Annotated in this window: 22 protein-coding genes; 7 read left to right on the forward strand and 15 right to left on the reverse strand. The window is 73.0% G+C overall.

Going from position 1 to position 24,866, the window contains the following annotated elements; all coding sequences use genetic code 11:
* Window positions 1-139 precede the first annotated feature (139 nt).
* A complete protein-coding gene (locus ABZ497_RS30325) occupies window positions 140-529 on the reverse strand; it encodes a hypothetical protein (RefSeq protein ID WP_359809784.1) in 390 nt (129 codons plus the stop codon).
* A complete protein-coding gene (locus ABZ497_RS30330) occupies window positions 526-861 on the reverse strand; it encodes an SAV_915 family protein (protein ID WP_359809786.1) in 336 nt (111 codons plus the stop codon). Before ABZ497_RS30330 ends, ABZ497_RS30325 begins: the two co-directional genes overlap by 4 nt.
* A gap of 235 nt (window positions 862-1,096) precedes the next feature.
* On the opposite strand from ABZ497_RS30330, the gene ABZ497_RS30335 reads away from it, so the two are divergent.
* From ABZ497_RS30335 to ABZ497_RS30345, 3 genes are all read left to right on the forward strand, one after another.
* Window positions 1,097-1,522 (forward strand): helix-turn-helix domain-containing protein, encoded by a 426-nt coding sequence (locus ABZ497_RS30335; protein WP_359809788.1) that lies wholly within the window; start codon window positions 1,097-1,099, stop codon window positions 1,520-1,522.
* Window positions 1,515-1,871 carry a DUF4180 domain-containing protein gene (locus ABZ497_RS30340; RefSeq protein ID WP_359809790.1) on the forward strand — a complete coding sequence of 119 codons (357 nt, stop codon included), beginning with the start codon at window positions 1,515-1,517 and terminating at the stop codon, window positions 1,869-1,871. Before ABZ497_RS30335 ends, ABZ497_RS30340 begins: the two co-directional genes overlap by 8 nt.
* 198 nt (window positions 1,872-2,069) lie before the next feature.
* The gene (locus ABZ497_RS30345) at window positions 2,070-4,289 is read left to right on the forward strand and encodes an NADP-dependent isocitrate dehydrogenase (RefSeq protein ID WP_359809792.1); all 2,220 of its coding nucleotides are present in this window, start codon (window positions 2,070-2,072) and stop codon (window positions 4,287-4,289) included.
* Window positions 4,290-4,415: 126 nt separating this feature from the next.
* Here ABZ497_RS30345 and ABZ497_RS30350 read toward each other — a convergent pair whose 3' ends face one another.
* Both ABZ497_RS30350 and ABZ497_RS30355 read right to left on the reverse strand, forming a co-directional pair.
* Window positions 4,416-5,414, reverse strand: a complete 999-nt coding sequence (locus tag ABZ497_RS30350; protein ID WP_329490996.1) for a YdcF family protein — start codon at window positions 5,412-5,414, stop codon at window positions 4,416-4,418.
* 160 nt (window positions 5,415-5,574) lie between these two features.
* Window positions 5,575-7,041 (reverse strand): MFS transporter, encoded by a 1,467-nt coding sequence (locus ABZ497_RS30355; RefSeq protein WP_359809794.1) that lies wholly within the window; start codon window positions 7,039-7,041, stop codon window positions 5,575-5,577.
* 163 nt (window positions 7,042-7,204) lie between these two features.
* On the opposite strand from ABZ497_RS30355, the gene ABZ497_RS30360 reads away from it, so the two are divergent.
* Window positions 7,205-7,915 carry a TetR/AcrR family transcriptional regulator gene (locus tag ABZ497_RS30360; protein ID WP_359809796.1) on the forward strand — a complete coding sequence of 237 codons (711 nt, stop codon included), beginning with the start codon at window positions 7,205-7,207 and terminating at the stop codon, window positions 7,913-7,915.
* Window positions 7,916-8,039: 124 nt separating this feature from the next.
* Here the strand turns inward: ABZ497_RS30360 and ABZ497_RS30365 are convergent, their stop codons facing one another.
* The 4 genes from ABZ497_RS30365 to ABZ497_RS30380 all read right to left on the reverse strand — a co-directional run bounded on the left by ABZ497_RS30365 (window position 8,040) and on the right by ABZ497_RS30380 (window position 12,440).
* Complete coding sequence (locus ABZ497_RS30365; RefSeq protein ID WP_329492364.1) at window positions 8,040-9,020, reverse strand: cytochrome c oxidase assembly protein; 981 nt, start codon at window positions 9,018-9,020, stop codon at window positions 8,040-8,042.
* 210 nt (window positions 9,021-9,230) lie between these two features.
* Window positions 9,231-9,944, reverse strand: coding sequence for a TNT domain-containing protein (locus ABZ497_RS30370; protein WP_359809797.1), 714 nt, complete (start codon window positions 9,942-9,944; stop codon window positions 9,231-9,233).
* Window positions 9,945-10,290: 346 nt separating this feature from the next.
* Window positions 10,291-11,073, reverse strand: coding sequence for a glucosamine-6-phosphate deaminase (gene nagB, locus ABZ497_RS30375; protein WP_329491001.1), 783 nt, complete (start codon window positions 11,071-11,073; stop codon window positions 10,291-10,293).
* A 371-nt stretch (window positions 11,074-11,444) separates the two neighbouring features.
* Window positions 11,445-12,440, reverse strand: a complete 996-nt coding sequence (locus ABZ497_RS30380) for a 2-hydroxyacid dehydrogenase (RefSeq protein WP_359809799.1) — start codon at window positions 12,438-12,440, stop codon at window positions 11,445-11,447.
* A 475-nt stretch (window positions 12,441-12,915) separates the two neighbouring features.
* On the opposite strand from ABZ497_RS30380, the gene ABZ497_RS30385 reads away from it, so the two are divergent.
* Window positions 12,916-13,320: a tyrosinase cofactor gene (locus tag ABZ497_RS30385; RefSeq protein WP_359809801.1), complete on the forward strand. Its 405-nt coding sequence runs from the start codon at window positions 12,916-12,918 to the stop codon at window positions 13,318-13,320.
* A gap of 56 nt (window positions 13,321-13,376) precedes the next feature.
* Window positions 13,377-14,204: a tyrosinase family protein gene (locus ABZ497_RS30390; RefSeq protein WP_359809803.1), complete on the forward strand. Its 828-nt coding sequence runs from the start codon at window positions 13,377-13,379 to the stop codon at window positions 14,202-14,204.
* 86 nt (window positions 14,205-14,290) lie between these two features.
* Here ABZ497_RS30390 and ABZ497_RS30395 read toward each other — a convergent pair whose 3' ends face one another.
* From ABZ497_RS30395 to asnB, 7 genes are all read right to left on the reverse strand, one after another.
* Window positions 14,291-15,316 (reverse strand): 6-phosphofructokinase, encoded by a 1,026-nt coding sequence (locus ABZ497_RS30395; RefSeq protein WP_329491007.1) that lies wholly within the window; start codon window positions 15,314-15,316, stop codon window positions 14,291-14,293.
* Window positions 15,317-15,667: 351 nt separating this feature from the next.
* Window positions 15,668-16,396: a glutamine amidotransferase gene (locus ABZ497_RS30400; RefSeq protein ID WP_329491008.1), complete on the reverse strand. Its 729-nt coding sequence runs from the start codon at window positions 16,394-16,396 to the stop codon at window positions 15,668-15,670.
* A gap of 43 nt (window positions 16,397-16,439) precedes the next feature.
* Window positions 16,440-17,702, reverse strand: coding sequence for a MurT ligase domain-containing protein (locus ABZ497_RS30405; RefSeq protein ID WP_329491009.1), 1,263 nt, complete (start codon window positions 17,700-17,702; stop codon window positions 16,440-16,442).
* A gap of 378 nt (window positions 17,703-18,080) precedes the next feature.
* Window positions 18,081-19,508, reverse strand: coding sequence for a GNAT family N-acetyltransferase (locus tag ABZ497_RS30410; RefSeq protein WP_359809805.1), 1,428 nt, complete (start codon window positions 19,506-19,508; stop codon window positions 18,081-18,083).
* 76 nt (window positions 19,509-19,584) lie between these two features.
* Complete coding sequence (locus ABZ497_RS30415) at window positions 19,585-21,021, reverse strand: pyridoxal-dependent decarboxylase (RefSeq protein WP_359809807.1); 1,437 nt, start codon at window positions 21,019-21,021, stop codon at window positions 19,585-19,587.
* 120 nt (window positions 21,022-21,141) lie between these two features.
* On the reverse strand, window positions 21,142-22,257 hold the full coding sequence (locus ABZ497_RS30420; protein WP_359809809.1) for a hypothetical protein: 1,116 nt from the start codon (window positions 22,255-22,257) through the stop codon (window positions 21,142-21,144).
* A gap of 204 nt (window positions 22,258-22,461) precedes the next feature.
* Complete coding sequence (asnB, locus tag ABZ497_RS30425) at window positions 22,462-24,312, reverse strand: asparagine synthase (glutamine-hydrolyzing) (RefSeq protein WP_359809811.1); 1,851 nt, start codon at window positions 24,310-24,312, stop codon at window positions 22,462-22,464.
* A gap of 249 nt (window positions 24,313-24,561) precedes the next feature.
* On the opposite strand from asnB, the gene ABZ497_RS30430 reads away from it, so the two are divergent.
* A complete protein-coding gene (locus tag ABZ497_RS30430) occupies window positions 24,562-24,846 on the forward strand; it encodes a hypothetical protein (RefSeq protein WP_329491014.1) in 285 nt (94 codons plus the stop codon).
* Window positions 24,847-24,866 lie beyond the last annotated feature (20 nt).

Genomic DNA, 24,866 nt, shown 5'->3' on the forward strand with positions numbered 1-24,866 from the left:
AGCTACCTCGCAGGCCTTCACCTCCGCGCCTCGATGATCTGGATAGACGACCTCGTACGACCGCTCCACTGATCACAACATCACACAGGCCCTAGGGCCGCCCGCGCCCCGCCCGGTCGACGGTGGGGCGCGGGCGGCCCTACGGCACCGGCCGCAGCGTCGGCGGAGCAGGTGTCAGGGCGCGCAGCACGAGGTCGACCTGGACCCGCACCGCGCCGGCCCGGAGCAGCGCGGTGGAGACCGCGCGCAACTCCTGGGGGCCGCCGCAGACGAGCCGCAGTTCGAGGTCGGCGCCGCCGGCCAGCGCGAACCCGCTCCGGATGGCCGGGAACTCGGCGGCGAGCCGGTCGAAGTCGAGCGGTACGGGGCCGAAGCCGACCCGGACCAGGGCGTGCAGGGGCCGCCCGCCGCCGGCGTGCGGGGCTCCCCCGGGCCGGGCCGCCGGCCCGGGGGAGCGCTGTCCCGAGCCGGCGGCCCGCCGGTCCGGTTCGGGCGACCGGGCGCCGGGGACGAGCCGGAGCGTCGTCACCGGTGCTGGAGCTCGGTCCGGACAGCCGCCGCGGTGTGGCCGGAGGGCCCGGCGGGCGTGCCGGCCGCGCCCTCCCGGGCGGGCCTGGCGACGGGCGGTGCCACCAGCCGTGGATCCAGGACCAGGGCGTCCACGCCGAGCGGCGCGGCGAGCGCCCGCAGCGCAGGCTCGGCGAGTTCGGTGCACGCCTGGTCCGGTCCGAGGAGCGCGGTCAGCGCCTCGGTGGTGGCGAAGCCCACCGCGCAGCGACGGCCGTCGCGCAGGCGGAAGAGCCGGAGGGCGGTGGTGGATCCGGTGACGGTGACCGGGACGTGCCAGACGACGGGGGCCATGCGGTGCTCCCAAGGAGTGGTGGGGCCTGCGGGAACTGCTTACTCCGACGCTAGGGCGGCGGCGGGCCGTCGGTCGCTCCCCTGACGCGGCGTTGACCGAATGCGGTGCTGTGTTGACGGAGTCCTGACGGTCCCCGGACTTCCCCGCGATCACGCCTTCCCTTTCCTTCCCTATGCGCCCGATCGTTGTGGTAGTTTGCGTAATGATAAGGAAGATCGAAGGAAGTGAGGCCTGGTGGCGCCCTACTACTCGGTGGAACAGGTGGCCGAACTGCTGGACCTGCACGTGCGCACGGTGCGCGGCTACGTCCGCGACGGCCGCCTCCGGGCGACCAGGATCGGCAAGCAGTACCGGATCACCGCCCAGGACCTCGCGGAGTTCACCGGTGTCCCCGCGCCCGCGCCGTCCGAGGAGCGGCGCCACGCCGAGGCCTCGACCATCGTGCAGATCGACGCGATCGGGACGGTGGAGGCCGCCCGGCTGGCCAACACCCTGATGGCGGCCGTCGCGGGCCCACGTGAGGACGGACCGCTGCGGGTCCAGACCCTGCACGACGAGCAGCGCTCGACGCTCAAGGTGGTCATCCTCGGGGGTCTGGCCGACACGGCCGAGCTGCTCGTCATCGTCAACGCACTGATCGGGGAGAACGCCGATGTCTGAGTCCGCCGTCACCGTCCTGCGCCTGCCCGCCGACGGGCCGCCGGTGCGCGACGAACGGGATGCCACCGATCTGATCGGTGACGCGTTCGCGGCCGGCGCGGCCTGGGTCGTGGTGCCCGTCGAGCGCTTCGAGGAGGACTTCTTCCGCCTCAGCACCCGGATCGCGGGCGGGATCGTGCAGAAGTTCGCCACCTACCGGCTCGGCCTGGCCGTCGTCGGTGACATCTCCCGCCACACCGACGGCAGCGGCCCGCTGCGGGACTTCGTCCGGGAGAGCAACCGGGGCGGCCAGCTCTGGTTCCTGGCCGACGAGGCCGAGTTCGACGCCCGGCTCGCCGCGCACCGGTGAGGCCGCCGGCGGGGGGTTCCGCGGGCCCGCGCCCCGCTGCTCCGCTTGCCCGGCGCCCGCCCCGGGACGACGGTGGAGCTGACCGCCGCCGGCTCGCCCGGGCGCGGGAGCGCACTCCGGTACGGGGGGAGGTGGAGCGAAGGGGCGAACACGAGATATCTTGACATCAAGACGTTGGAGACGTGAAGCGGAGTACCGATGACTGACTCGACCATCATCTATACGCACACCGACGAGGCGCCGGCCCTGGCAACGTACTCGTTCCTGCCTGTGGTGCAGGCTTACGCCTCGACGGCGGGTGTGCGGGTGGAGACCCGCGACATCTCCCTCGCCGGGCGGATCATCGCGAGCTTCCCGGAGCGTCTGGAGGAGGGCCAGCGGATCGAGGACGCCCTCGCCGAGCTGGGCGAACTCGCCAAGACCCCGAGCGCCAACATCATCAAGCTGCCGAACATCTCGGCCTCCATCCCGCAGCTGAAGGCGGCCGTCGCCGAGCTCCAGGCGCAGGGCTACGCGCTGCCGGACTACCCGGACGACCCGCAGACGGACGAGGACAAGGACGTCCGGGCCCGCTACGACAAGGTCAAGGGCAGCGCGGTCAACCCCGTCCTGCGCGAGGGCAACTCCGACCGCCGCGCCCCCGCGTCGGTCAAGAACTACGCCAAGACGCACCCGCACCGCATGGGCGCCTGGTCGGCCGACTCCAAGACCAACGTCGCGACCATGGGCGCGAACGACTTCCGGTCCACCGAGAAGTCCGCGGTGGTCTCCTCGGCCGGCTCGCTGCGCATCGAGCTGGTCGCCGAGGACGGCACCACCACCGTGCTGCGTCCGTCCGTCCCGGTCCTGGCCGGCGAGGTCGTCGACGCCTCGGTGCTGCACGTCGCCGCGCTGCACGAGTTCCTGGCGGCCCAGGTGGCCCGCGCCAAGAGCGAGGGCGTGCTGTTCTCGGTGCACCTCAAGGCCACCATGATGAAGGTCTCCGACCCGATCATCTTCGGCCACGTGGTCCGCGCCTTCTTCCCGAACACCTTCGCCAAGTACGGCGAGGCGCTGGCCGCGGCCGGTCTGAACCCGAACAACGGCCTCGGCGGCATCCTGGGCGGGCTCGAGAAGCTGGAGAACGGCGCCGAGATCAAGGCCTCCTTCGAGGCCGAGCTGGCCGAGGGCCCGGCCCTGGCCATGGTCGACTCCGACAAGGGCATCACCAACCTGCACGTGCCGAGCGACGTCATCGTCGACGCCTCGATGCCGGCCATGATCCGCACCTCCGGCCACATGTGGGGCCCGGACGGCAACGAGGCCGACACCCTGGCCGTGCTGCCGGACAGCAGCTACTCCGGTGTGTACCAGGCCGTCATCGACGACTGCCGCGCCCACGGCGCCCTCGACCCGGCCACCATCGGCTCGGTGCCGAACGTCGGGCTGATGGCCCAGGCGGCCGAGGAGTACGGCAGCCACGACAAGACCTTCGAGATCGCCGCCGCCGGCACCGTCCGGCTCGTCGACGACGAGGGCAACGTCGTGCTGGAGCAGGCCGTCGAGGCCGGCGACATCTTCCGCGCCTGCCAGACCAAGGACCTGCCGATCCAGGACTGGGTGAAGCTGGCCGTCACCCGCGCCCGCGCCACCGGCGACCCGGCCGTCTTCTGGCTGGACGAGAACCGCGCGCACGACGCCGTGCTGATCGAGAAGGTCAAGACCTACCTGCCGGAGCACGACACGGCCGGTCTGCAGATCGAGATCAAGAACCCGGTCGAGGCCACCAAGTTCTCGCTGGAGCGCATCCGCCGCGGCGAGAACACCATCTCGGTCACCGGCAACGTGCTGCGCGACTACCTCACCGACCTCTTCCCGATCCTGGAGCTGGGCACCAGCGCCAAGATGCTGTCGGTCGTCCCGCTGATGAACGGCGGCGGCCTCTTCGAGACCGGCGCCGGCGGCTCCGCCCCGAAGCACGTCCAGCAGCTGGTCAAGGAGGACTACCTGCGCTGGGACAGCCTGGGCGAGTTCTTCGCGCTGGCCGCCAGCTTCGAGCACCTGGCCCAGACCACCGACAACGCCCGCGCCCAGGTGCTGGCCGACACGCTGGACCGCGCCACCGGCACCTTCCTCAACGAGGACAAGTCGCCGAGCCGTCGCCTCGGCGGCATCGACAACCGCGGCAGCCACTTCTACCTGGCCCTGTACTGGGCCCAGGAGCTGGCCGGGCAGACCGCCGACGCCGAGCTGGCCCAGGCGTTCGCCGGCCTGGCCGAGGCGCTGGCCGGGCAGGAGCAGGTCATCGTCGAGGAGCTCATCGCCGTGCAGGGCTCGCCGGTCGACATCGGCGGCTACTACCAGCCCGACCCGGCCAAGGCCGCGGCCGTGATGCGTCCCTCGAAGACCTTCAACGAGGCGCTCGCCAACCTCGGCTGATCCCAGCCGGGCGGAGTCGGCACCAGGCCGGCACCGAGCCGGCACCGAGCCGTACCGGGAGGCCCCGGGGTCCGTTCGCGGACCCGGGGGCCTCTCCGCGTCCGGCGGGGCGGCCGGCCGGGCGGCTCACCACCGCCAGCCCACCACCGCCCCCGCCGTCGCGAGCAGCAGCACGGCGACGGCGTTCGCCCGGGGGTACATCAGGCCCGTCGCGACCACCTCGCGCAGGACGGCGCTGGGCCAGTAGTACCCGGCCGTCGGCGCGCCGACGACCTGCCCCGGCACCCCGGCCCGGCGGGTGGTCACGGCGGAGCGCAGCACGTGGAAGCTGCTGGTCACCACGGTGCAGTGGTAGCCGGGCCGTTCGCGCTCCATCAGCTCGCGGCTGAAGGCGAGGTTCTCGGTGGTGCTGGTGGCCTTCTCCTCCAGCCGGATCCGCTCCCGCGGGCAGCCGGCGGCGACCAGGTGGTCCGCCATCGCCGAGGCCTCGGTGCAGCTCTCGTCCGGGCCCTTGCCGCCGGTCACCAGCATCAGCGGTGCGTGTCCGGCGGCCTCCTCGGCGCGGTAGAGCGCCATCGCGCGGTCCAGCCGGGCGGCCAGCAGCGGCGGCACCTCGCAGCCGTTCAGCCCGGCGCCCAGCACCACCAGGTAGTCGGCGCCGGGCCGGGGGGCGAGGCGCCGGTACAGCAGGGTGTACCCGAGGAAGCAGAGCAGCAGGAAGGCGCCGTAGCCGCCGAGCAGGACGGCGGCGCCGGCCGCCGCGCGCAGCGCCCGGACGCTGAGGTAGGTGGCCGAGAGCAGCAGCCCGAGCAGGGCGAGCAGGGCGGCGCCGGCGAGCAGGGACAGCAGGCTGGCCGGCCGGGTGCCCTCCCGCCGGACCATGGTGACCCCGTTGGCCACCAGCAGGGCGGCCGCGACCAGCCCGCTCAGCCAGACCGCGCCGGCCACCCCGGCGGTGACGGCGCTCGCGGCCGACGAGGAGAAGTGGCCGACCGCGCTCACCGTGCCGAGCGCCGCGCAGACGCCGATCAGGCCGATCAGCACTCCGTTGCCCAACCGTCTCGGTTCCTGGATCCGGGAGAGCAGGACCACGGCGAGCAGGGCGGCCATCAGAAGCGCTTGCATGTCCGGATCCTAGGCGGTGTCGGCAGGGTCGCGGCGTCGCGGACCCGGCGGGACTCTGCCGACACCCCCCAGGCGCACACGCGCGGGCGCCGCCGCCTGCCGGGCTGGTCCCGGCGGGCGACGGCGCGGGTGATGGGGCGGGAAGGGGCCGGAGGCGGGCTCACCCCTCCTCGTGCGGGCGGGCGTGGCGGGGCAGCAGGAAGGCCACCAGGAAGGCCAGCGCGAGCAGGCCCGCGCTGAGGCCGAAGGTCCAGCCGGCCGCGTGCCGCAAGCCCTCCGGACCGGCCCAGCCGAAGAACGCGGTGCCGAGCAGGGCGACCCCGATCGAGCCGCCGAGCTGCTGTTGCGCGTTGAGCACGCCGGACGCCGAGCCGGTCTCGGCGTCCTCCACACCGGCCAGGGCGATGTCGAAGAACGGCGCCATGATCAGGCCGAGTCCGAATCCGGTGACCAGCAGCGCGGGGATCAGCGCCCAGCTGGTCAGGCCGCCGGCCCAGTGCTCCACCGAGGCCCAGAGCCCGAGCGCGCCGGCGGCGGCGACCGCCATCCCGGTGTGCAGCACCCGGCGGCCGTAGCGGGGGCCGAGGACGCCGCCGGAGAGCACGGCGCCGGCCACGATGCCGAGCGAGAGCGGGATCATGCTGAGGCCGGAGTGCAGCGACGTCCAGCCGAGGCCGAGCTGGAGGTAGAGGGTGAAGGTCAGGAGCAGGCCGGAGAGCGCGGCGAAGAAGACCAGGCCGGTGGCGAGCGCCGAGGTGAAGGCCCGCTTGGCGAACAGCGAGGGCTCGATCAGCGGGGTGCCCCCGCGCCGCAGCACGCTGCGCTGGTGGAGGGCGAAGAGCCGGAGCACCGGCAGCGAGGCGGCCATGGCCAGGTACGTCCAGAGCGGCCAGCCCAGCTCGCGGCCCTGGACCAGCGGGTAGACCAGCAGCAGGACGGCGGTGCTGAGCAGCAGCACGCCCACCGGGTCGAGCCGGCCGGCGCCCTCCGCCCGGGTGGTCCGGTTGGCGGGCAGGATCCTGACGGCGGCCACCACGGCGAGCAGCCCGAGCGGCAGGTTGATCAGGAAGACCATCCGCCAGCCGGTGCCGAACCAGTCGGCGTCGGTGAGGTAGCCGCCGAGGGTGGGGCCGAGGACGGAGGAGAGCCCGAGGATCGGCCCGAACAGCCCGAAGGCGGCGCCGATCTCCTTGGGCGGGAACATCGCCTTGATCAGGCCGAGCCCCTGCGGGATCAGCAGTGCGGCGAACAGGCCCTGGACGGTCCGGGCGGCGATCAGGGTGCCCGCGCCGGTGGCGGCCGCGCAGAGCACGGAGGCGAGCGTGAAGCCGGCCGCGCCGAGGACGAACAGGCGCTTGCGGCCGAAGAGGTCGCCGAGCCGGCCGCCGGTGATCAGCAGCACGGCGAAGGCGAGCGTGTAGGAGGCGGAGATCCACTGGATCTGTGCGTCGCCCCCGCCGAAGTCGCGCTGGATGGCGGGGGAGGCCACGCCGACGATCGTGGTGTCGAGGAGGTCCATCACCTCGGCGGCCAGGATCACGGCGAGGGCGGCCCAGCGCAGCCGGTATCCGGCCGGTTCGGGCTCGGCCGCGGTGGCGGCCGGGGGTGGGGCGGTCTGACTGGTCATGAGGGGGCTCTCCGGGATCCGCGGCTGGGAAGGGGGCTGGAACTGGGGGGCGAACTCTGTTCGCCTGAACGAACGCTGTTTCCTTCGACGAACAGTGTTTTCCCATGGAACGGCGTTCGTGTCAAGTACGCTGGGACTCGTCGCCGACCACGAAGGAGCCCCGATGACCAGTGCCGCCCCGCGTCCGAGCTGGCCAGCGCACTGGCAGGAGAAGGAGAAGGCGCCGGCCAGGCGCCAGCCGCTGAGTCGCGAGCGGATCGTCGAGGCGGCGCTGCGGATCGTCGACGCCGAGGGCATGGACGCGCTGAGCATGCGACGGGTCGGCCAGGAGCTCGACACCGGGGCCGCGAGCCTCTACGCCCACATCGGCGGCAAGGAGGAGCTGGTCGAGCAGGTCCTCGACCTGGCCTACTCCGAGATCGAACTCGAGGAGCCCGACGCGGCCGACTGGCAGGAGCAGATCAAGCGGCTGATGCGCCGCTCCCGGGACGCCCTGCTGGCGCACCGGGACCTCGCCCGGGCGGCGGTGGTGGCCAATGTGCCCACCACGCCGCACGCCATGGACATCGCCGAGTCCATGCTCGGCATCCTGCGCGCGGGCGGCCTCGACGAGCAGACCGCCGCGTACGGGGTCGACGTGCTCGGGCTCTACACCACGGCGACCACCTTCGAGGCGTCCACGCGTGGGGGCGGGAACTCCCAGGACTACACCGACCAGGTGCGGGAGTACTTCGCCACCATCCCCGCCGACCGCTATCCGATGATCACCTCGATGGCGGCGGCGCTCACCCGCAACGTCGGTGACGAGCGGTTCGAGTTCGGTCTGGACATCCTGGTGGCCGGCCTCGCCCGCCAGAACGGCTGGAAGGCCTGAGCCGCCAGGGCCCGAGCCGCCGGGGTCCTGAACCCCAGAGGAGCCTGCGGCCGGGGACGACGAAGCCCCCGCCGGTGGGGCGGGGGCTTCGTCACGGTGTCGGGGGCGGTGCCGGCGCGGCCGGTCAGCCCGCGTCGGCCGCCGGTGCCGGGGCGGCCCGCTGGCCGCGCTTGTCCAGCGAGGCCAGGTAGGCGTTGTACGCGGCCAGCTCGGCGTCGCCGCTGCGGTCCTCGGCGCGGTCGCGGCGGCGGGACACCCGCTGCTCGGACCGCATCCACTGGTAGACCAGCGCGATCAGCACGATCGCGGTCGGGATCTCGCCGAACGCCCAGGTGATGCCACCGGCCAGCTTCTGGTCGTCCAGCAGCTTCGTCCCCGGAGGCGCTCCCTCCTCGGTGAAGGTGGTCACCAGCGGGTGGCTGGCCATCATCACCGCGACGCCGAAGAAGGCGTGGAACGGCATCCCCATGAACAGCTCGATGATCCGCATCACGTGGCCAGGCCGGTGCGGGCCCGGGTCCACGCCCATGATCGGCCAGAAGAACGCCAGCCCGGCGGCGAGGAAGTGCACCATCATGAAGATGTGCCCGAGCCGGTACTGCATGAGGAAGTCGAACAGCGGGGTGAAGTAGACCCCGTAGAGGCTCGCGATGAACAGCGGGATGGTGAAGCCCGGGTGCGAGACGACCTTGACGTAGGTGCTGTGCAGCAGGGCCACCAGCAGCTCGCGCGGCCCGCGCGGCCGGCCCTTGCCGGCCGGGCGCAGCGCCCGCAGCGCCAGCGTGATGGGCGCGCCGAGCAGCAGCAGGATCGGCGACAGCATCGAGAGCACCATGTGCTGCATCATGTGCGCGCTGAAGAGCACCATGCCGTAGTCGTTCAGCCCGGTGCAGGTGACCAGGATCACCGAGCCGATGCCCGCCGCCCAGCCGACCGACCGGCCGATCGGCCAGCGGTCGCCGCGCCGGTACAGCCGGACGACGCCGGCGCCGTACAGCGCCAGGCCGGCCAGGCTGCCGATCAGGAAGACCCAGTCGGGGGACCAGGTCATGACGTTGGAGAGGGAGAAGGGGCCCAGCTCGGTCATTCCGCCGTGGTGGTGCATCCCTGACATTCCGTCGCCCATCGGCGGGTCCCGCTTTCCCTCGTCACGACCCTGGGTGGGTCCGGTTCGCCCGTTTTGCTTGCCTCCACAGCCTAGGCGGGCCTTACTCCGCCGCTTCCCCCGCCCCCCGTCCGCGGGGCGGCGGCGCGGGAAGGGGCGGCGCGCCGGTCGTCGTCCGGGCGCCGCCCCTTCCGTCCGTCCGGGCGGGTGTCAGGACCCGCTGTTCCCCTTCAGGCAGTAGCTCTTGTCCGTGTGCTCCTTCAGGTAGCCCGCCGTGATCAGGCCGCTCACGTCGAAGGTCGTCAGGGTGGGGTCGTTCGGCTTGAGGTCCGGGTCGAGCCACTGCTGGAGGCCGTTGCCGGGCTGCGAGAAGGCGCCCGCGATGTGGCCCTGCTGGACCTTGAACGCCTTCCGCACCTCGAAGCAGTGGTAGTTGGCCTCGCCCCCGTTGAGGGAGTCCGGCGGGAGGGCGCGCTCGGCGAACCGCGTGCCGCCGGGGGCCAGGAACCTGCCGCGGTCGTTGCTGCCGAAGCGGTCGAGCTTCTTGCCCGTCGGCAGGGTCACCTCGGTCATGTCGAGGTTGCCGCCGTTGGCGGTGAAGCCGTTGTGGTCCGGGTACTTCCAGCCCCGCCAGTCCCGGTACCAGTCCAGGAACCGGGCCGGCGTCACCCCGCCCAGCCGGTCGTAGTCCTTCAGCAGCGCCTTCAGCACCGGGCTCGTCGGCAGGGTGACCGGGCCGAGCTCCCTCCGGGTGCAGAGGAACTGGTCCGCGCCGGTGTCGTAGACCTTCGGGACGCCTTCGCACTCGTTGATCGGCACCCGCTGGGAGGGGGACGACTGCGCGACGGCGGTGCCGGTGGCGGCCAGGCCGGTCAGGGGGAGCGCGACCGCCATGGTGAAGGCGGCGAGAGCGGGACTGCGCATGCGTGGTTCCGTTCGGGAGGGGGAGTGGGGGCGCCTCGGTCAGCCCGCCCGCCCGGCGGGCCCGGTAGCCGAGAGCACGCGCACAGTTACCCACGGCGACACGGTTGGTGCACGGATGACCCACCCGCACAGCCTGCCGCCCACCCGTTCGGCCCAGGGCCCGTGCGGTGGAGGCCCGTTCGGGGGCTCGGCGGGCTGCCCGCCCCGGACCGCCGGACGGTCCCGCCGACGAGCCGCGCCGTGTCGGGTGCGGCGGCGCGGGGGAACGCCGAGGACCCGTCACCGCGGGTGGTGACGGGTCCTCGGCGGCGGGGCTCCGGTTCCACCGGGTGGCCCCGGCCTCGTGTCAGAGGCCCTGCCAGGCGGGCTTGGCGGCGTAGGTGTCGCGGAAGTAGTCGGCGAGCTTGAGGCCGGAGGCGGCCGCCTCGTCGACGACGACGGTGGCGTGCGGGTGCAGCTGCAGGGCCGAGGCGGGCACCATCGCGGACAGCGGACCCTCCACCGCGAGGGCGACGGCCTCGGCCTTGGCCTCACCGGTGGCGAGCAGCACCAGGTGGCGGGCCTCCAGGATGGTGCCGATGCCCTGGGTGAGCACGTGGTGCGGGACTTCGTCGAGGCTGTCGAAGAACCGGGCGTTGTCCTCGCGGGTCTGCCGGGTCAGCGTCTTGATGCGGGTGCGCGAGGCGAGCGAGGAGCACGGCTCGTTGAAGCCGATGTGGCCGTCGGTGCCGATGCCGAGCAGCTGGAGGTCGACCCCGCCGGCCTCGGCGAGCGCGCGGTCGTACGCCGCCGCGGCCGCGGCGATGTCCGGCGCGTTGCCGTCCGGCCCGAGGAAGGACGCCTCGGTCAGGCCGAGCGGCCCGACGACCTCGCGCAGGACCACCGAGCGGTACGACTCGGGGTGGCCGGCCGGGAGGCCGACGTACTCGTCCAGCTGGCAGACGCGTGCGCGGGAGGCGTCCAGGGTCCCGGCCTGCACGCGGGCGGCCAGGGCCTGGTAGATCGGCGTCGGGGTGGAGCCGGTTGCCACCCCGAGCAGGGCGTCGGGCTTGTCGGTCAGCAGATCGGCGATCGCCGCGGCGATGAGGCTGCCTCCGGCGGCAGCGTCGGGCACGATCACGATTTCCATACGGATAGCCATTTCTGGAGAGCGACGTAGAGGTCTAGACCACATTCTGCCGCGAATTCCTCCCCCAGGTCCATTCCGTTCCCCCGGGCGTCCCGGAGGATGGTCGGCCCCGCCCCGGACGGGGTGGGGCCGGGCGGTGGGCGGGCTCCTCGGCGGGTGGCCCCCGGAGCACACCGTCGACGGCGCCCCGTACGTGCACCAGGGTCATGTCGTCGGCTGCGACGCGTTCAGGATCCAGGCCGACGCGCAGGCCGTCCTGCGGGCGGACACGCTCGACCGAACGCAGTCGACCGGGACGGCGACGGCATCGCGTGCCCGGACCTCCCCGGGCCGAAGGACCGCAAGCCGGGTCCCCGCCGGGCACCCCGGGGTCAGTTCCTCGGTACCAGGGTGTTCTCGCTGCGCCGGCCGGCTTCGAAGTCGTCGACGTTGCGGACCGTCGCCTCGATGATCTGGCCGACGGCGGTGTGCGTGAAGTACGCCTGGTGGGAGGTGATCAGGACCTGCGGGAAGGTGACCAGCCGGGCGAGCGTGTCGTCGCTGACGCCCTCGACCGAGCGGTCGTAGAAGAAGACGCCGGTCTCCTCCTCGTAGACGTCCAGACCGACGCCGGACAGCCGGCCGGCGCGCAGCGTCTCGACCAGGGCGGTGGTGTCGACGAGGCCGCCGCGGCTGGAGTTGATCAGGATCGCGTCGTCCTTCATCAGGGCGAGCGCCGCGCCGTCGATCACGTGGTGGGTGCTCGGGACCAGCGGGACGTGCAGGCTGATCAGGTCGCTGCGGGCGAGCAGTTCGGCGCGGTCCACGTAGGTCATGCCGAGCGCGGTGCACGCGGGGTTCTCCGCGATGTCCCAGCCGAGCAGCTCGGTGCCGAAGCCGTGGGCGATCCGGGCGAAGCACTCGCCGATCTTGCCGGTGCCGAGCACGCCGACCGTCATCCCGTGGATGTCGCGGCCGAGCAGCCCGTCCAGCCGGAAGTCGAACTCGCGGGAGCGGTTGGTGGCCCGGGTGAGCCGCCGGTTCACCGCGAGCGCCAGCGCCCAGGCGTGTTCGGCGACGGCGTACGGGCTGTAGTACGAGACCCGGGCGACGGTGAGGCCGAGCTCGGCGGCGGCGTCCAGGTCGATGTTGTTGAAGCCGGTGGAGCGCTGCGCGATCAGCTCGGTGCCGCCGGATGCGAGCAGGCCGAGCGTCCGGGCGTCCAGGACGTCGTTGACGCTGCTGCTGACCGCGCGGTGCCCGGCCGCCAGCGGGGCGGTGTCGCGGTCGAGGAAGACCGCCAGGCTGCGCAGCGCGTGGCGCTCGGCGAAGGCCTTCTCCAGCAGGGGCCGCTCATCTTGTTGGACGCCGTAGGCGAGGATCTCCATCCCGTCACGCTACCGAGCCGTCCCGCTCCGACGCCCCCGACGCGTCGGGGGCGTCGCGCCCACCGGACGAATCGACAGTTGTGGCCGGCGGTACCGGGGTTCGGCCACCGGCGGCCGGAGGGAGGCCGTCCCATCGCGCCATCCTGGCCGGGTGGTGCCGGTCACCGGGGAAGGGTCGGGGGCGAAGGATTTCCGGTGCGGGATCTGCACAGCGTGAAGATCGATCCGGGTCTGACGATCATTCAGTGGAGAAACGGGAGATCTTCCTGGGGCGTCCGAGGCGTGGGCAGTCGGGGGATGGCTGAATCCGCGCCAACCGTACGTACCCCCGCCGATCGGCAGTTCACTAGGTCGAGTTGCCCTGCGAGCATCGAAACAGCGAGCACGATCATGAAATCGCCTCGCATTAACGTTTCTGCAAGCTTTTCTGAACGGCGCCCCAACACCAGACGGGGTGCCCAAGGGGGGTACCACCATGTCCGAAGACACCCATGCCTCGGAGCTGACCCGGCGGCGGATGCTGCAGGGGGCCGCCGTGGCCCTGACCGCGGCCGCCGGCACCGTCGTGCTCGGCGTCGCCGGTCCGACCAGCAAGTCGGCGACGGCGGCCGACCCGGGGGCGTCCGACACCTTCGACGAGCTCTTCCAGGGCCGTCGCATCCAGGGCCGCCCGGTCACCGACGGCAGCAGCCACCACCACGGCGGCGCCGGCTACTCGGTGCGGATCGACGGCGACGAGCTGCACATGATGCGCAACGCGGACGGCACCTGGATCAGCGTCGTCAACCACTACCAGACCTTCGCCACGCCGCGCGCGCTCGCCCGCGCGGCCGTCAGCGAGCTGCAGGGCGCCACGCTCGTGCCGATCGCGACGGTCTGAGCACCTAGTCCGAACACCCGGACCAGGAACACCACTTCACACCCAAGGGGGGACTCATGGCAGTCCGCAAGAACCAGGCGACCCTGACGGCCCAGGAGAAGCGCGCCTTCGTCAACGCCGTGCTCGAACTCAAGCGCAACGGCGGTTACGACTCCTTCGTCACGACCCACAACAACTTCATCATCAGCGACACCGACAACGGCGAGCGGGTCGGCCACCGTTCGCCGTCCTTCCTGCCCTGGCACCGGCGCTTCCTGCTCCAGTTCGAGGAGGCCCTGCAGGCGATCGACCCGACCGTCACCCTCCCGTACTGGGACTGGACGGCGGACCGCACCACCACCGCCTCGATCTGGGGCGCCGACTTCATGGGCGGCAATGGCCGCAGCAGCGACGGCCAGGTGACCACCGGGCCGTTCGCCTTCTCCGGCGGCAACTGGGCGCTGAACGTGCGGCCGGACAGCCGCACCTTCCTGCGGCGCCAGTTCGGCGCCTCGGTCGCCCAGCTGCCGACCCGCGCCGAGGCCACCGGTGTGCTGGCGATCGCCGCGTACGACGCCGCGCCGTGGAACAGCGCCTCGGACGGCTTCCGCAACAACCTGGAGGGCTGGCGCGGGGTCAACCTGCACAACCGGGTGCACGTCTGGGTCGGCGGTCACATGACCACCGGCATGTCGCCCAACGACCCGGTGTTCTGGCTGCACCACTGTTTCATCGACAAGCTCTGGTCGGAGTGGCAGAAGCTCCACCCGTCGTCCACCTACCTGCCGGCGGCCGGCACGGCGAACGTGGTCGACCTCAACGAGACCATGAAGCCGTGGAACAACGTGACCCCGGCGGACATGCTCGACCACACCGCCCGCTACACCTACGACACCGGCTTCTGACCGGCCGCGCGCCGACCTGACGCCCGCCGAGACGGCGCCGGCCCCCGAGCGGTCGCTCGGGGGCCGGCGGCCGTGGGCGGGTCTGGTCAGATGACCGTCTCCGCCTCCAGGTAACGCTCCTGCGGCACGGTCTTGAGCTCGGCGACGGCCTCGCCGATCGGCACCAGGTTGATGTTGGTGCCCTGCAGTGCGGTGATGTGGCCGAAGGCGCCCTTGTGGACGGCCTCCACGGCGTGCCAGCCGAACCGGGTGGCCAGCACCCGGTCGTACGCGGTCGGGGTGCCGCCGCGCTGGGTGTGGCCGAGGATCACCGGGCGGGCCTCCTTGCCGAGCCGGTGCTCCAGCTCCCGGGAGAGCTGGGTGGCGATGCCGGTGAACCGCTCGTGGCCGTAGATGTCCTTGCTGCCCTCTTCCCAGTGCATGGTGCCGGGCTCGGGCTTGGCGCCCTCGGCGCAGACCACGATCGCGAACTTCTTCTGCCGGTCGAAGCGCTCGCGGACGACGGCCGTGAGCTTGTCGATGTGGAACGGGCGCTCCGGGACGACGATCGCGTGGGCGCCGGCGGCCATGCCCGCGTTGAGCGCGATCCAGCCGGTGTGCCGGCCCATGACCTCGACGACCATGACCCGCTGGTGCGACTCGGCCGTGGTCTTCAGCCGGTCCAGCGCGTCGGTGGCGACCGAGACCGCGGTGTCGAAGCCGAAGGTGACATCGGTGCACGCGATGTCGTTGTCGATGGTCTTCGGCACGCCGACGATCGGCAGACCGGCGTCGCTCATCAGCTTGGCGGCCTTGAGGGTGCCCTCGCCGCCGATCGGGATGACCGCGTCCAGACCGAGGTCGGCGCAGTACCGCTTGGCGCGCTCGACGCCGTCCCGCAGATGGCTCGGCTGCACTCGCGAGGAGCCGAGGATGGTGCCGCCCTGGGCGAGGATGCCGCTCACCGAGTCCAGGGTCAGGGGGCGGTGGACGCCCTCCAGGAAACCTCGCCAGCCGTCCTCGAACCCGATGATCTCGTCGCCGTGGTCGACCACCCCCCGGTGGACCACGGAGCGGATCACCGCATTCAGGCCGGGGCAGTCACCGCCGCTGGTCAGCACTCCAATACGCATTGCTTTGCAACTCCCGAGCAGAACCGAGGAACGGCCGGACTACAGGCTGGGACGACGAACCGTCACCGTAGCGGTCGGTTCCCACACCGTGATGGCGGGGAGATGACCGAGGGGTGAAGGACCGGTCGATCCGGACAGAACGCCCGAAAACGACCGTGCAGTCGAGCATACGACCCCTGCGTCCGGCCGGGCAGGAGCCGACGCGGGAGCGGCGCCGTCGGCGCCCCCGCGCGGAAGTGCAGCCTGCTGCCGAGGAGGGTGTGCAGCCGGCATCCCCATTGTCGTACGTCCGGGCCCGCCCGTGGACCGGATGACCGCATCGCGGGCACCCGGTCGGAGCGGGCCGGCGTACTACGCGGGGCGCGAAGTGGCCGCGATGCGCTCGGCGCGCAGCGCGTCGTACCAGGTGGTGTCGGCCGGCGGCAGGGCGTTCACGTCCAGCGCCAGCTTGATCAGCATGTCCGCGACCGCGGGATTGCGGGCCATCACGGGGCCGTGCAGGTACGTCCCGAAGACGGTGTCCCGCCAGGCGCCCTCGGTGCCGTCACCGGTGCCGTTGCCCCGGCCCGCGGTGACGGTGGCCAGCGGCTGGACGCCCTGGCCGAGGTGCGTGATGCCCTGGTGGTTCTCGAAACCGGTCAGCTGCGGCAGGGCCAGGCGCGGGTCGACGTCGGCGAGCACGTCGCCGACGCAGCGGGCGCCCTCGCCGCGGGTGGTCCAGACGTCGAGCAGGCCGAGGCCCGGCTCGCGCTCGCCGAGGTCGTTGACGAACTCGTGGCCGAGGATCTGGTAGCCGGCGCAGACGGCGAAGATGATCGCGCCGTTCTCGGCGGCCCGGACCAGCCCGCTGTCGCCCCGCAGGCGCTCGGCGGCCAGCCGCTGCGGCCGGTCCTCACCGCCGCCGATCAGGTAGATGTCACCGCTGGTGGGCACCGCCTGGTCGGAGCGGACGTCGATCCTGGTCACGTTGAGGTGGCGCTGGCGGGCCCGGCGCTCCACGACCAGGGCGTTGCCCCGGTCGCCGTAGGTGCTGAGCAGGTCGGGGTAGACCCAGACCACGCGCAGGCTGCTCTCACTCATCCTCGAAGGCCTTCCGTCGTGAAGTGGGCTGCTGGGCCGGGCATCAGCCGGCCACGACCTTCCGCAGCTGCTGGAAGGCGGTGTAGTTGGCGATCGCCTCGATCCGGCCGGGCGGGGCCATCCGGACGGCCTGCTCCAGCGAGTCCACCACGTGGAACTGCAGCCCGGCGACCTCCAGGCGGACGGCGAGGTCCAGCTTGCGCTGGCCCATCACGAAGACCGGGTGCCCGGCGAGGCGCTCGTAGTCGACGTCCCAGAGCCACGAGGTGTCGGTTCCGTCGGCGTCGAGCGCGTTGACGGAGAGGATCACCGGCGCCGGCGGGCCGTCGATCAGCGAGAAGGTCTCCAGCCAGCCGGCCGGGTTCTTGGCGAGCAGCAACCTGATGTCCCGGCCCTGGTACTGGACCACGTCGTAGCGGCCGGCCACGGCCGTCACCGACTGCATCCGCTCCAGCGCGACCTGCGGCGGGACGCCGAAGACGGCGGCCACGGCGGCGGAGCTGGTGGCGTTGGCCAGGTTGGCGCGGCCGGGCAGCTGGAGCTGGATCGGCCAGGCGCCGCGCTGCGGGTCGATCACGTGGGTGCCCTGGAGCGCCCAGTGCGGGTTGGGGCGCCGGAAGCCGCAGTCCTGGCAGAACCAGTCGTCGCCGGGGCGCTGCATCACGCCGCCGCAGGCGGGGCAGGACCAGGCGTCCTCCTTCCAGGCCTGTCCGGCGGCCACCCAGACCACCTTCTTGCAGGAGGAGGCGGCCCAGGTCACCAGTGGGTCGTCGGCGTTGGCGATGACCACGGCCTCGGTGTCCTGGAGGCCCTCGCGCCACTTCTCGGCCATCATCCGGGTCTCGGCGGCGCGGTCCAGCTGGTCGCGCGAGAGGTTGAGCAGGGCGATCGCCTTGGGGTGGGTGTCACGGGCCACTCCGGCCAGGTACTTCTCGTCCACCTCGATGACGCCGAAGCGGGCGTCCGTGCCGCCGGCCAGGGCGGAGGTGATGCCGGCCGGCATGTTGGCGCCCAGGGCGTTGGAGACCACCGGGCCGGCGGCGCGCAGCGCCTCGGCGATCAGCCGGGTGGTCGTGGTCTTGCCGTTGGTGGCACTGACCAGCACGACGTCCAGGTGGTCGGCGAGGGTGGCGAGCAGGTCGGGGTCGAGCCTCAGGGCGATCTTGCCGCCGATCACCGAGCCGCTGCCTCGGCCCGCCTTCTGGGACAGGGCGGCGGCCACCTTGCCGGCCGTGACCGCGATCTTGGCGCGGGCGGGCAGCGAGGCGTCGCGTGCGCCTGTGGGCTCCGATTCGGTGCCTGCCATGCTCAGTGGTTCCTCCTTGCTGCGGCACCGCCCGGGGCCGGATAACGGGCCGTCGGGCGGCGGGGACGGGGCCAGCCTACCGACTCCGCCGCCCGGCTCGACGCTCCGGACCCCGCGCCGCCTGCTGCGACGGCGCCGGCTGCCTCGTCGGCGCCGCTCTGACGCGGCGTCAGAACGGGCGGTGTACGGAGGGGCCTTGCCCTGCGGGGGACGCCTCGGCCGGGCCGGTCGGTTCCCCCGGCGTGCGCCTGCGAAGGGCCCGCCGAGCCGCCCGGCGGCGCCGGTCCGGGCCGGGTGCGCGACGGTCCGGGCGGCGTGATCGCCGCCCGGACCGGTGTGCGTGCCGAGGCCCGCGGTGAGGATCCGGTGAAGACCGGACTACCTGCCCGGCCCGGTGGGCCAGGGGACGGGCAGCTCCTCGGCGGCCTCCGCCAGGTGCGCGGTGATCACCAGGGTGCCCTCCTCGACCTGGTAGTCCAGCGGCGCGGCCAGCTTGCGCATGGTGGCGATCAGCCCGGTGTTGGAGGAGTGGGTGACGGCGTAGACCGTCTCCACCCCGGCCTCCAGCGCCAGCGCGGCCATCCGCCGCATCAGGTCGAGCCCCAGCCCGCGCCGCTGCCAGTCGTCCTCGACCAGCACCGCGACCTCGGCGCTGCCGTCGTCCCACATCAGGTGCCCGAGGGCGACGATCCGCCCGTCGGCGGCCTCGACCGTGAGGGTCTGGCCGTGCCGGGCGTCCAGCAGGTGGTCCAGATAGCGGTCGGCGTCCCGGACCGGGCCGTGGTAGCGCCGGCGCAGGGTCTCCGGGGAGCAGCGCCCGTGCATCGCCAGCGCCGCCTCCCGGTCGCCCTCGTCCGCGCGCCGCACGGTCAGGTCCGCCCCGGCGGGCAGCCGCAGCCGGGCCCGGACGTCCGGCACCCGGGGGCCGAGCAGGGTGTCCAGCTCGACCAGGGCCTGGGCCCGGGCGAACTCGGTCGGGGTGAACGGCAGGTGTGGGCGGCTGAGCTCGATGAGGTCGCCGGAGGGCACCGGCAGCCGCATCAGGTGCCCGTCCACCCCGGCGCCGCCGCGCCGGGCCGCGCCCGGGTACTGCCGGATGGCGCACTGCCCGAACAGCCGGCGCAGCGCGATCGGCAGCTCGGCGGCGTCCAGCGCGGTGCGGGTCGCCAGTGCCAGGACGTGGGTGGGCACGTCCACCAGGTCGTGCGCGTCGGCCGGGTCGGTCCAGATGTCGTGCCCGCCGGCCGACGCCACCAGCGCGGCCAGGTCGGTCCGGGTGAGGGCGTGCGGCGCCCGGACGAAGAACTCGTCCACGGTGCCGTTCGGCAGCGGGTGGGACTGCATCGAGATGATGTTGACCTGCCGCTCGGCGAAGGCCGTGCAGACCCGGGCCAGACTGCCGGGGGAGTCCTGCACCGTGGTGCGGACCCGCCAGAGCGCGGTCTGCTCGAAGTCGGCCAGCGGCCCCTTCAGCCCGTCCGCCGCGTTCGGCGCGGGCGGACCCGGGGGCGCCGACGCGTCCGGGGCCGGCGGGCCGTGCAGATGGTGCCGGTGTGACCACCAGGTGTGGAACAGTGCCGTGGCGAGCAGGGCCACCGCCGAGGCGGCGAGCACCACCGGGCCCTCCGGGCCGTGCACGACGAGCTTGGCCACCAGGTCGGCGGCGGTCACCGAGAGGAACACCGCGGCCAGCTCCACGGTGTCGCGGCGCCAGCGGTGGGTTCTGGCGCCGCGCCGTTGGGCACGGGAGGGGGTCGGCGAGTGGTCGGTGGATTCGGTCGTCGTCAGAGGCTCCGTGTGCTCCATGCCATCAATCTGCCGCTCCGGTGTTTCGCGATCACGAATCCCCCGTGACCTGTCGGTAAATGTCTCCGGGCCTCGGTTACCGCTGCTCGCCGGCGAGCAGTTCGGCCGCGGCCGACTTCACCTCGGTGAGCAGCAGGGCGAGGTCCGCCTCGGTGGTCGCGGCGTTCAACAGGCAGGCGCGCAGCATCTCGTGGCCGTCGAGCCGGGCGCCGGTGACGAAGACCCGGCCGCGCCGCTGCACCGCGGTCGGCAGCTCCCGGTTGAGCGCGTCCAGCGCGGCGCCGTCCAGGCCGGCGGCGCGGTGACGGAACGCCACGATCGAGGTCTGCACCTCGGCCAGCAGCTCCAACTCGTCGTCCGCCTCGACGAGTTCCCCGAGGTGGCGGGCCAGCGCGGTGCACCGGGCGATGTCCCGGGCGATGCCGTCGCGGCCCCGGTGGGCGATGGTGGCCCAGACCTTGAGGGCGCGGAAGGGGCGGGTCTGCTCGGTGCCGTACTCGGAGAACCAGCCGAGCGCCCCGGCGGCCTCGTCGCGCAGGTAGGGCGGCACCAGGCTGAAGGTGGCGCGCAGCTCCTCGGTGTCGCGCACCAGCGCGCAGCCGCAGTCCACCGGGACGCCGAGCCACTTGTGCGGGTCGAGGGCGAGTGAGTCGGCCCGCTCCAGCCCGGCGTAGCGGTGGGCGATCAGCGGGTCCAGTACGCCGAAGGCCCCGTACGCGCCGTCCACGTGCAGCCAGAGGCGCTGCTCGGCGCAGACGTCGGCGATCGGCCCGAAGGCGTCCACGGCGCCGGTGCCGACCGTGCCGGCGGAGGCCACCACCAGGAACGGCAGCAGTCCGGCGGCCCGGTCCCGCTCGATCGCGGCCCGCAGGACGGCCGGGTCGAGCCGGCCGTCGGGGCCGGTGGCGACGGTGCGCAGGTGCCGGCTGCCCAGGCCGAGCAGCTCGGCGGCCTTGCGCACGCACGAGTGCGTCTCGCCGGTGACGTAGCCGACCAGCGGCGGCATCCCGGCGAGGCCGTCCTCGCGGACGTCCCACCCGGCCGCGCGGGCGGCCCGGTCGCGGGCGGCGGCGAGGCAGACGATGGTCGCCATCGAGGTGCCCGAGGTGAGCAGCCCGCCGCCGGCCGGGTGGGGGAAGCCGACCAGCTCGGCGATCCAGCGGACCACGGCCCGCTCCAGGTGGACGTCGGCGTGGTCGCCGCCGGCCGAGCTGGGGTTCATGGCGGACGCGGCGAGGGTGGCGAGCACGCCGGCCGGCGCGGGGGCGGAGTTCACCCAGCCGAAGAACCGCGGGTTGCCGTTGCCCATCGGGTACGGCAGCACCTCCGCGTCGATGGCGGTGAGCAGCTCGGTGAGCGGCCGGCCGGCCGTGGGCAGCGGCGCGTCCAGCAGGGCCTGCCGGGCGCTGTCGTCCATCGGCTGCCAGACCGGGCGGGCGGGCAGGTCGGCGAGGTAGTCGCTGACCAGGTCGGCGGCGGCGTGCGCGGCGGCGCGGAAGTCCTCGGAGGTCACGGCGGGCTCCAGGTGGTACGGGGCCTGGTGGCGCGGCGTCCTCGGCGCACCCGGATCAGCCCGATCCTACGAAAGCGGGCCCGCGCCGTGCGGCGCGGGCCCGGTCCTGGGGGGAGGGGGTCAGTCCAGGGAGGCGGAGAGCCCGCTCGCCGAGCGGCAGTAGCCCTGCATCTCCTTGTTCGTGATCTTGGCGCAGAGCCGGCCGGCCGCGCCGCCGTCGGTGTAGTTGACCGTGTAGTAGCTGACCAGGCCCTCGGCGCAGGCCTTGCGCTGCCAGCCGTCGGCGGCGGTCGCGCACTGCTCGGCGGCCCAGTCCTCGCGGTCCAGGTTGTACTTCATGGTCCGCGAGCCGACGCCCCGGCTGCAGTCCACCGCGCCGCCGCTCGCCTTGCCGTTGAGGCACCACTTCAGCGCCTCGCCGTAGACCTCGGGGTGGTTCGGGTAGTCGTGCGAGGAGAGGAAGAAGGTCGGCGCGTAGAAGTAGCAGGCGGACTGGTAGAGGGCCGGCTGGTCCTTGCACGGGTAGAGCGGGTCCTGCGCGAGCTTGTCGGCGGGCAGGTTCGCCTTCGCCTTCTCGTCCTCCTCGTCCGGGCCGAAGAGCTGCATGAACAGGCCCTCCGAGCAGCGGATCCGGTTCTGGTCGGTGGTGAACTTGTTGCAGAGGTCGCGGGCCTTGGCCACGTCCTGCTTGGCGACGAACATCGTGCCGTGCCCGACGCCGTGGATGCAGGGGCCGGTGTTCTTGGGCGCGCAGAGCTTGAGCAGGTCCACCTCGGGCTGGGCGGAGGCGTTCAGCATCTCCTCGACCGCGCCGTGCAGGTAGCCGGCCGCGCAGGTCTCGTGGGGGAAGGAGATGACCTTCTGGAAGTCGGCGTTGTACCGCTTGACCGCCTCGTGCCCGAGCTCGTGCGCGATCGGGTGGCAGAACCGGACGGTGTACGGCAGCTGCTTGGTGATCCGGTCGAGGTCCGCCAGCGCCACCCCCGGGTCGCTCGCCTGCATCTCGGCCATCATCTTGTTGCGCAGCGTCGAGCGGGTCCAGACCGCCGGGTCACCGGTCGGGGTGGCCGTCGCGGCGCCGCCGACGGGGGGTGCGTTGGAGCCGGCCGCGGTGGCGGCGCCGGGGGCGGTCGCCGAGGTGCTCGGCGCGGGGGTCCAGTCGGTGACGGCCACCGACCCGAGGCCCAGCACTCCCAGCAGGAGGGCGGTGAGAATCGCGAAGACTCGCGGCTGCATGGCGGAGATCCCCCGGCGGATCGAGACGGACGGTTCGCTCCCCATCCTGACGCCACGGGGGCGGGAATCCGCGTTTTGGGCAGCCATTCGGGAGGTGTCGGCGACGCTATCGCACGTCGCACCCGGTCAACGAAGCGGGATGCCCGGCGGTCACCACCCGGACGGCGGGCACCCGGCACGCCGCCGTCCGGAGGTGACGGCCGCTCACAGTTCCAGGGAGACCTGGTACTCCGTCAGCCAGGCGTTGAGGTCCAGCGCCAGGTCGACGCCGAGCCGGACGGACTGCGGGTCGGTGTCCGGCGCGAGTGCGTCGGTGAGCGCCCGGCGGTCCAGCAGGCCGAGCACGGGGGCGCCCGGGTCGGCGGCGAGTTCGGCGAGTTCGGCGCGCAGCAGCGCCGGGTAGTGCGGGTCCTGGACGACGGGGTACGGGCTCTTCACCCGGTCGGCGATCTCGGCCGGCAGCAGGTCGCGGACGGCGGCCCGCAGCAGGCTCTTCTCCCGGCCGTCGAAGCTCTTCATCGCCCAGGGGGTGTTGAAGACGTACTGGACCAGCCGGTGGTCGCAGAACGGCACCCGGACCTCCAGGCCGTTGGCCATGCTCATCCGGTCCTTGCGGTCCAGCAGGATGCAGACGAAGCGGGTGAGGTTGAGGTAGGAGATCTCGCGCATCCGGCGTTCCACCGGGTCGGCGCCGGGCAGGTGGGGGACTTCGGTCAGCGCCTCGCGGTAGCGGGCCCGCCGGTACTCGGCCACGTCGAGCTTCTCGGCCAGCCCCCGGTCCAGCAGCTGGTCGCGGGGGCCGGCGCCGGTTCCGCCGAGCTGGGTGACCGCGTCCACCCACGGGAAGTCGCCGGCGGCGACCAGCTTCGGGTCGTGGTACCAGCGGTAGCCGCCGAACAACTCGTCGGCGGACTCGCCGGACAGCGCCACGGTGGACTTCTCGCGCACGCCCCGGAAGAGCAGCAGCAGCGAGACGTCCATGTCGCCGAAGCCGCCGGGGGTGTCCCGGGCCCGCAGTACGGCGGAGCGCTGCGCCGGGTCGGTGAGCGCGGCGCTGTCCAGCTCGATGACGTGGTGGTCGGCGCCGACGTGCCCGGCCAGCATCCGCGCGTACGGGCCGTCCGGGGTGGACCGGACGGCGTCGGCCCGGAAGCTCTCGCTCTGGCCGGTGAAGTCGACCGCGAAGGAGCGCACCGGGCCGGCTCCGGCCGTCCGCAGCGCCCGCGCGGCGATGGCGGTGACGGCGCTGGAGTCGAGCCCGCCGGAGAGCAGCGAGCAGAGCGGGACGTCTGCCTCCAGCTGGCGGTGGACGATGTCCTCCAGCAGGGCGCGGACGGTGGCGACGGTGGTCTCCAGGTTGTGGGTGTGCTCGCGGGCCTCCAGCGCCCAGTACCGCCGGGTCGTGACGCCCTGGCTGCGCACCCGGACGACGTGGCCGGGCCGCACCTCGGCGATCCCCCGGTAGACGGTGCGGCCGGGGGTCCGGCTGACGGCGAGCATCTCGCGCAGCCCGTCCAGGTCGACCACCGCCCGGACGTCCGGGTGCGCCAGCACGGCCTTGGCCTCGGAGCCGAAGACCACGCCGTGCGGCGTCCGGAAGTAGTGCAGCGGCTTGACGCCCATCCGGTCGCGGACCAGCAGCAGCTCCTGGCGGCGGGAGTCCCAGACGGCGAAGGCGAACATGCCGTTCAGCCGCTCGGCCAGGCCCTCGCCCCACTCCAGGTAGGCGTGCAGCACCACCTCGGTGTCGCTGCGGGTGCGGAACCGGTGGCCGGCCGCCTCCAGCTCGGCACGCAGCTCGCGGTGGTTGTAGACCTCGCCGCTGTAGGTGAGGGCGGCCAGTACGCGGCCGTCGTGCTCGACGGTCATGGGCTGGGTGCCGCCCTCGATGTCGATCACGGCGAGGCGGCGGTGGCCGAGCGCGGCGTGCCGCTCCAGGTGGGCGCCGCCGGCGTCCGGGCCGCGGCAGAGCTGGGTCCGCGTCATCGCGTCCAGCACTGGACGCTGGGCGGTGAGGTCGCGCTCGAAGTCGACCCATCCGGTGATCCCGCACATCAGCAAGCCTCCGGTCTTCCGCTACGCATCTCCGATGCGTATGCGGAGTATCACGCTACGGGGCGTAGTGGTGTCGCTACAAGGGTGTGTCGGCCGGGTGGCGAGCTGGCGCCGGTCGGGGTGGCGCGCCGCCACCCGAGGGCCGGAAGGGGCTTCGGGCGCCCTGCCTGCTCCGAATGTCGCAAGGCCTGCCCGAAATCGGGCAGGATCTTTGATCTCGCGGCTCGGTCCGGCCTAGGCTCCCCATTCGTGTCCAGCTCACCCGGCTCCTCGCACCCTCACGAAGACCTGCTCGCCCACCTCACCCGGACCAGCCCGCTCGGGCCCCGCGAGGCGGCGCGGGTGGTGGCGGAGGTGCTGGCGTACTTCTCCGAGACGGCCGAGGAGTACGTCCGCCGCCGCCACGGCGAGCTGCAGGCACGCGGCCTGACCAACGAGAAGATCTTCGCCCGGCTGGCCGAGGAGCTGCCCGCCCGGCGCGTCGCGGCGCCCGGGCTCTCGGCCCGCCAGCTGCGCCGGATCGTCTACGGCTGACCGCCGTCGCCCCCTCGCCC

Origin of the sequence: Kitasatospora sp. NPDC005751 (assembly GCF_040630835.1) — a bacterium.
GTDB lineage: Bacteria > Actinomycetota > Actinomycetes > Streptomycetales > Streptomycetaceae > Kitasatospora.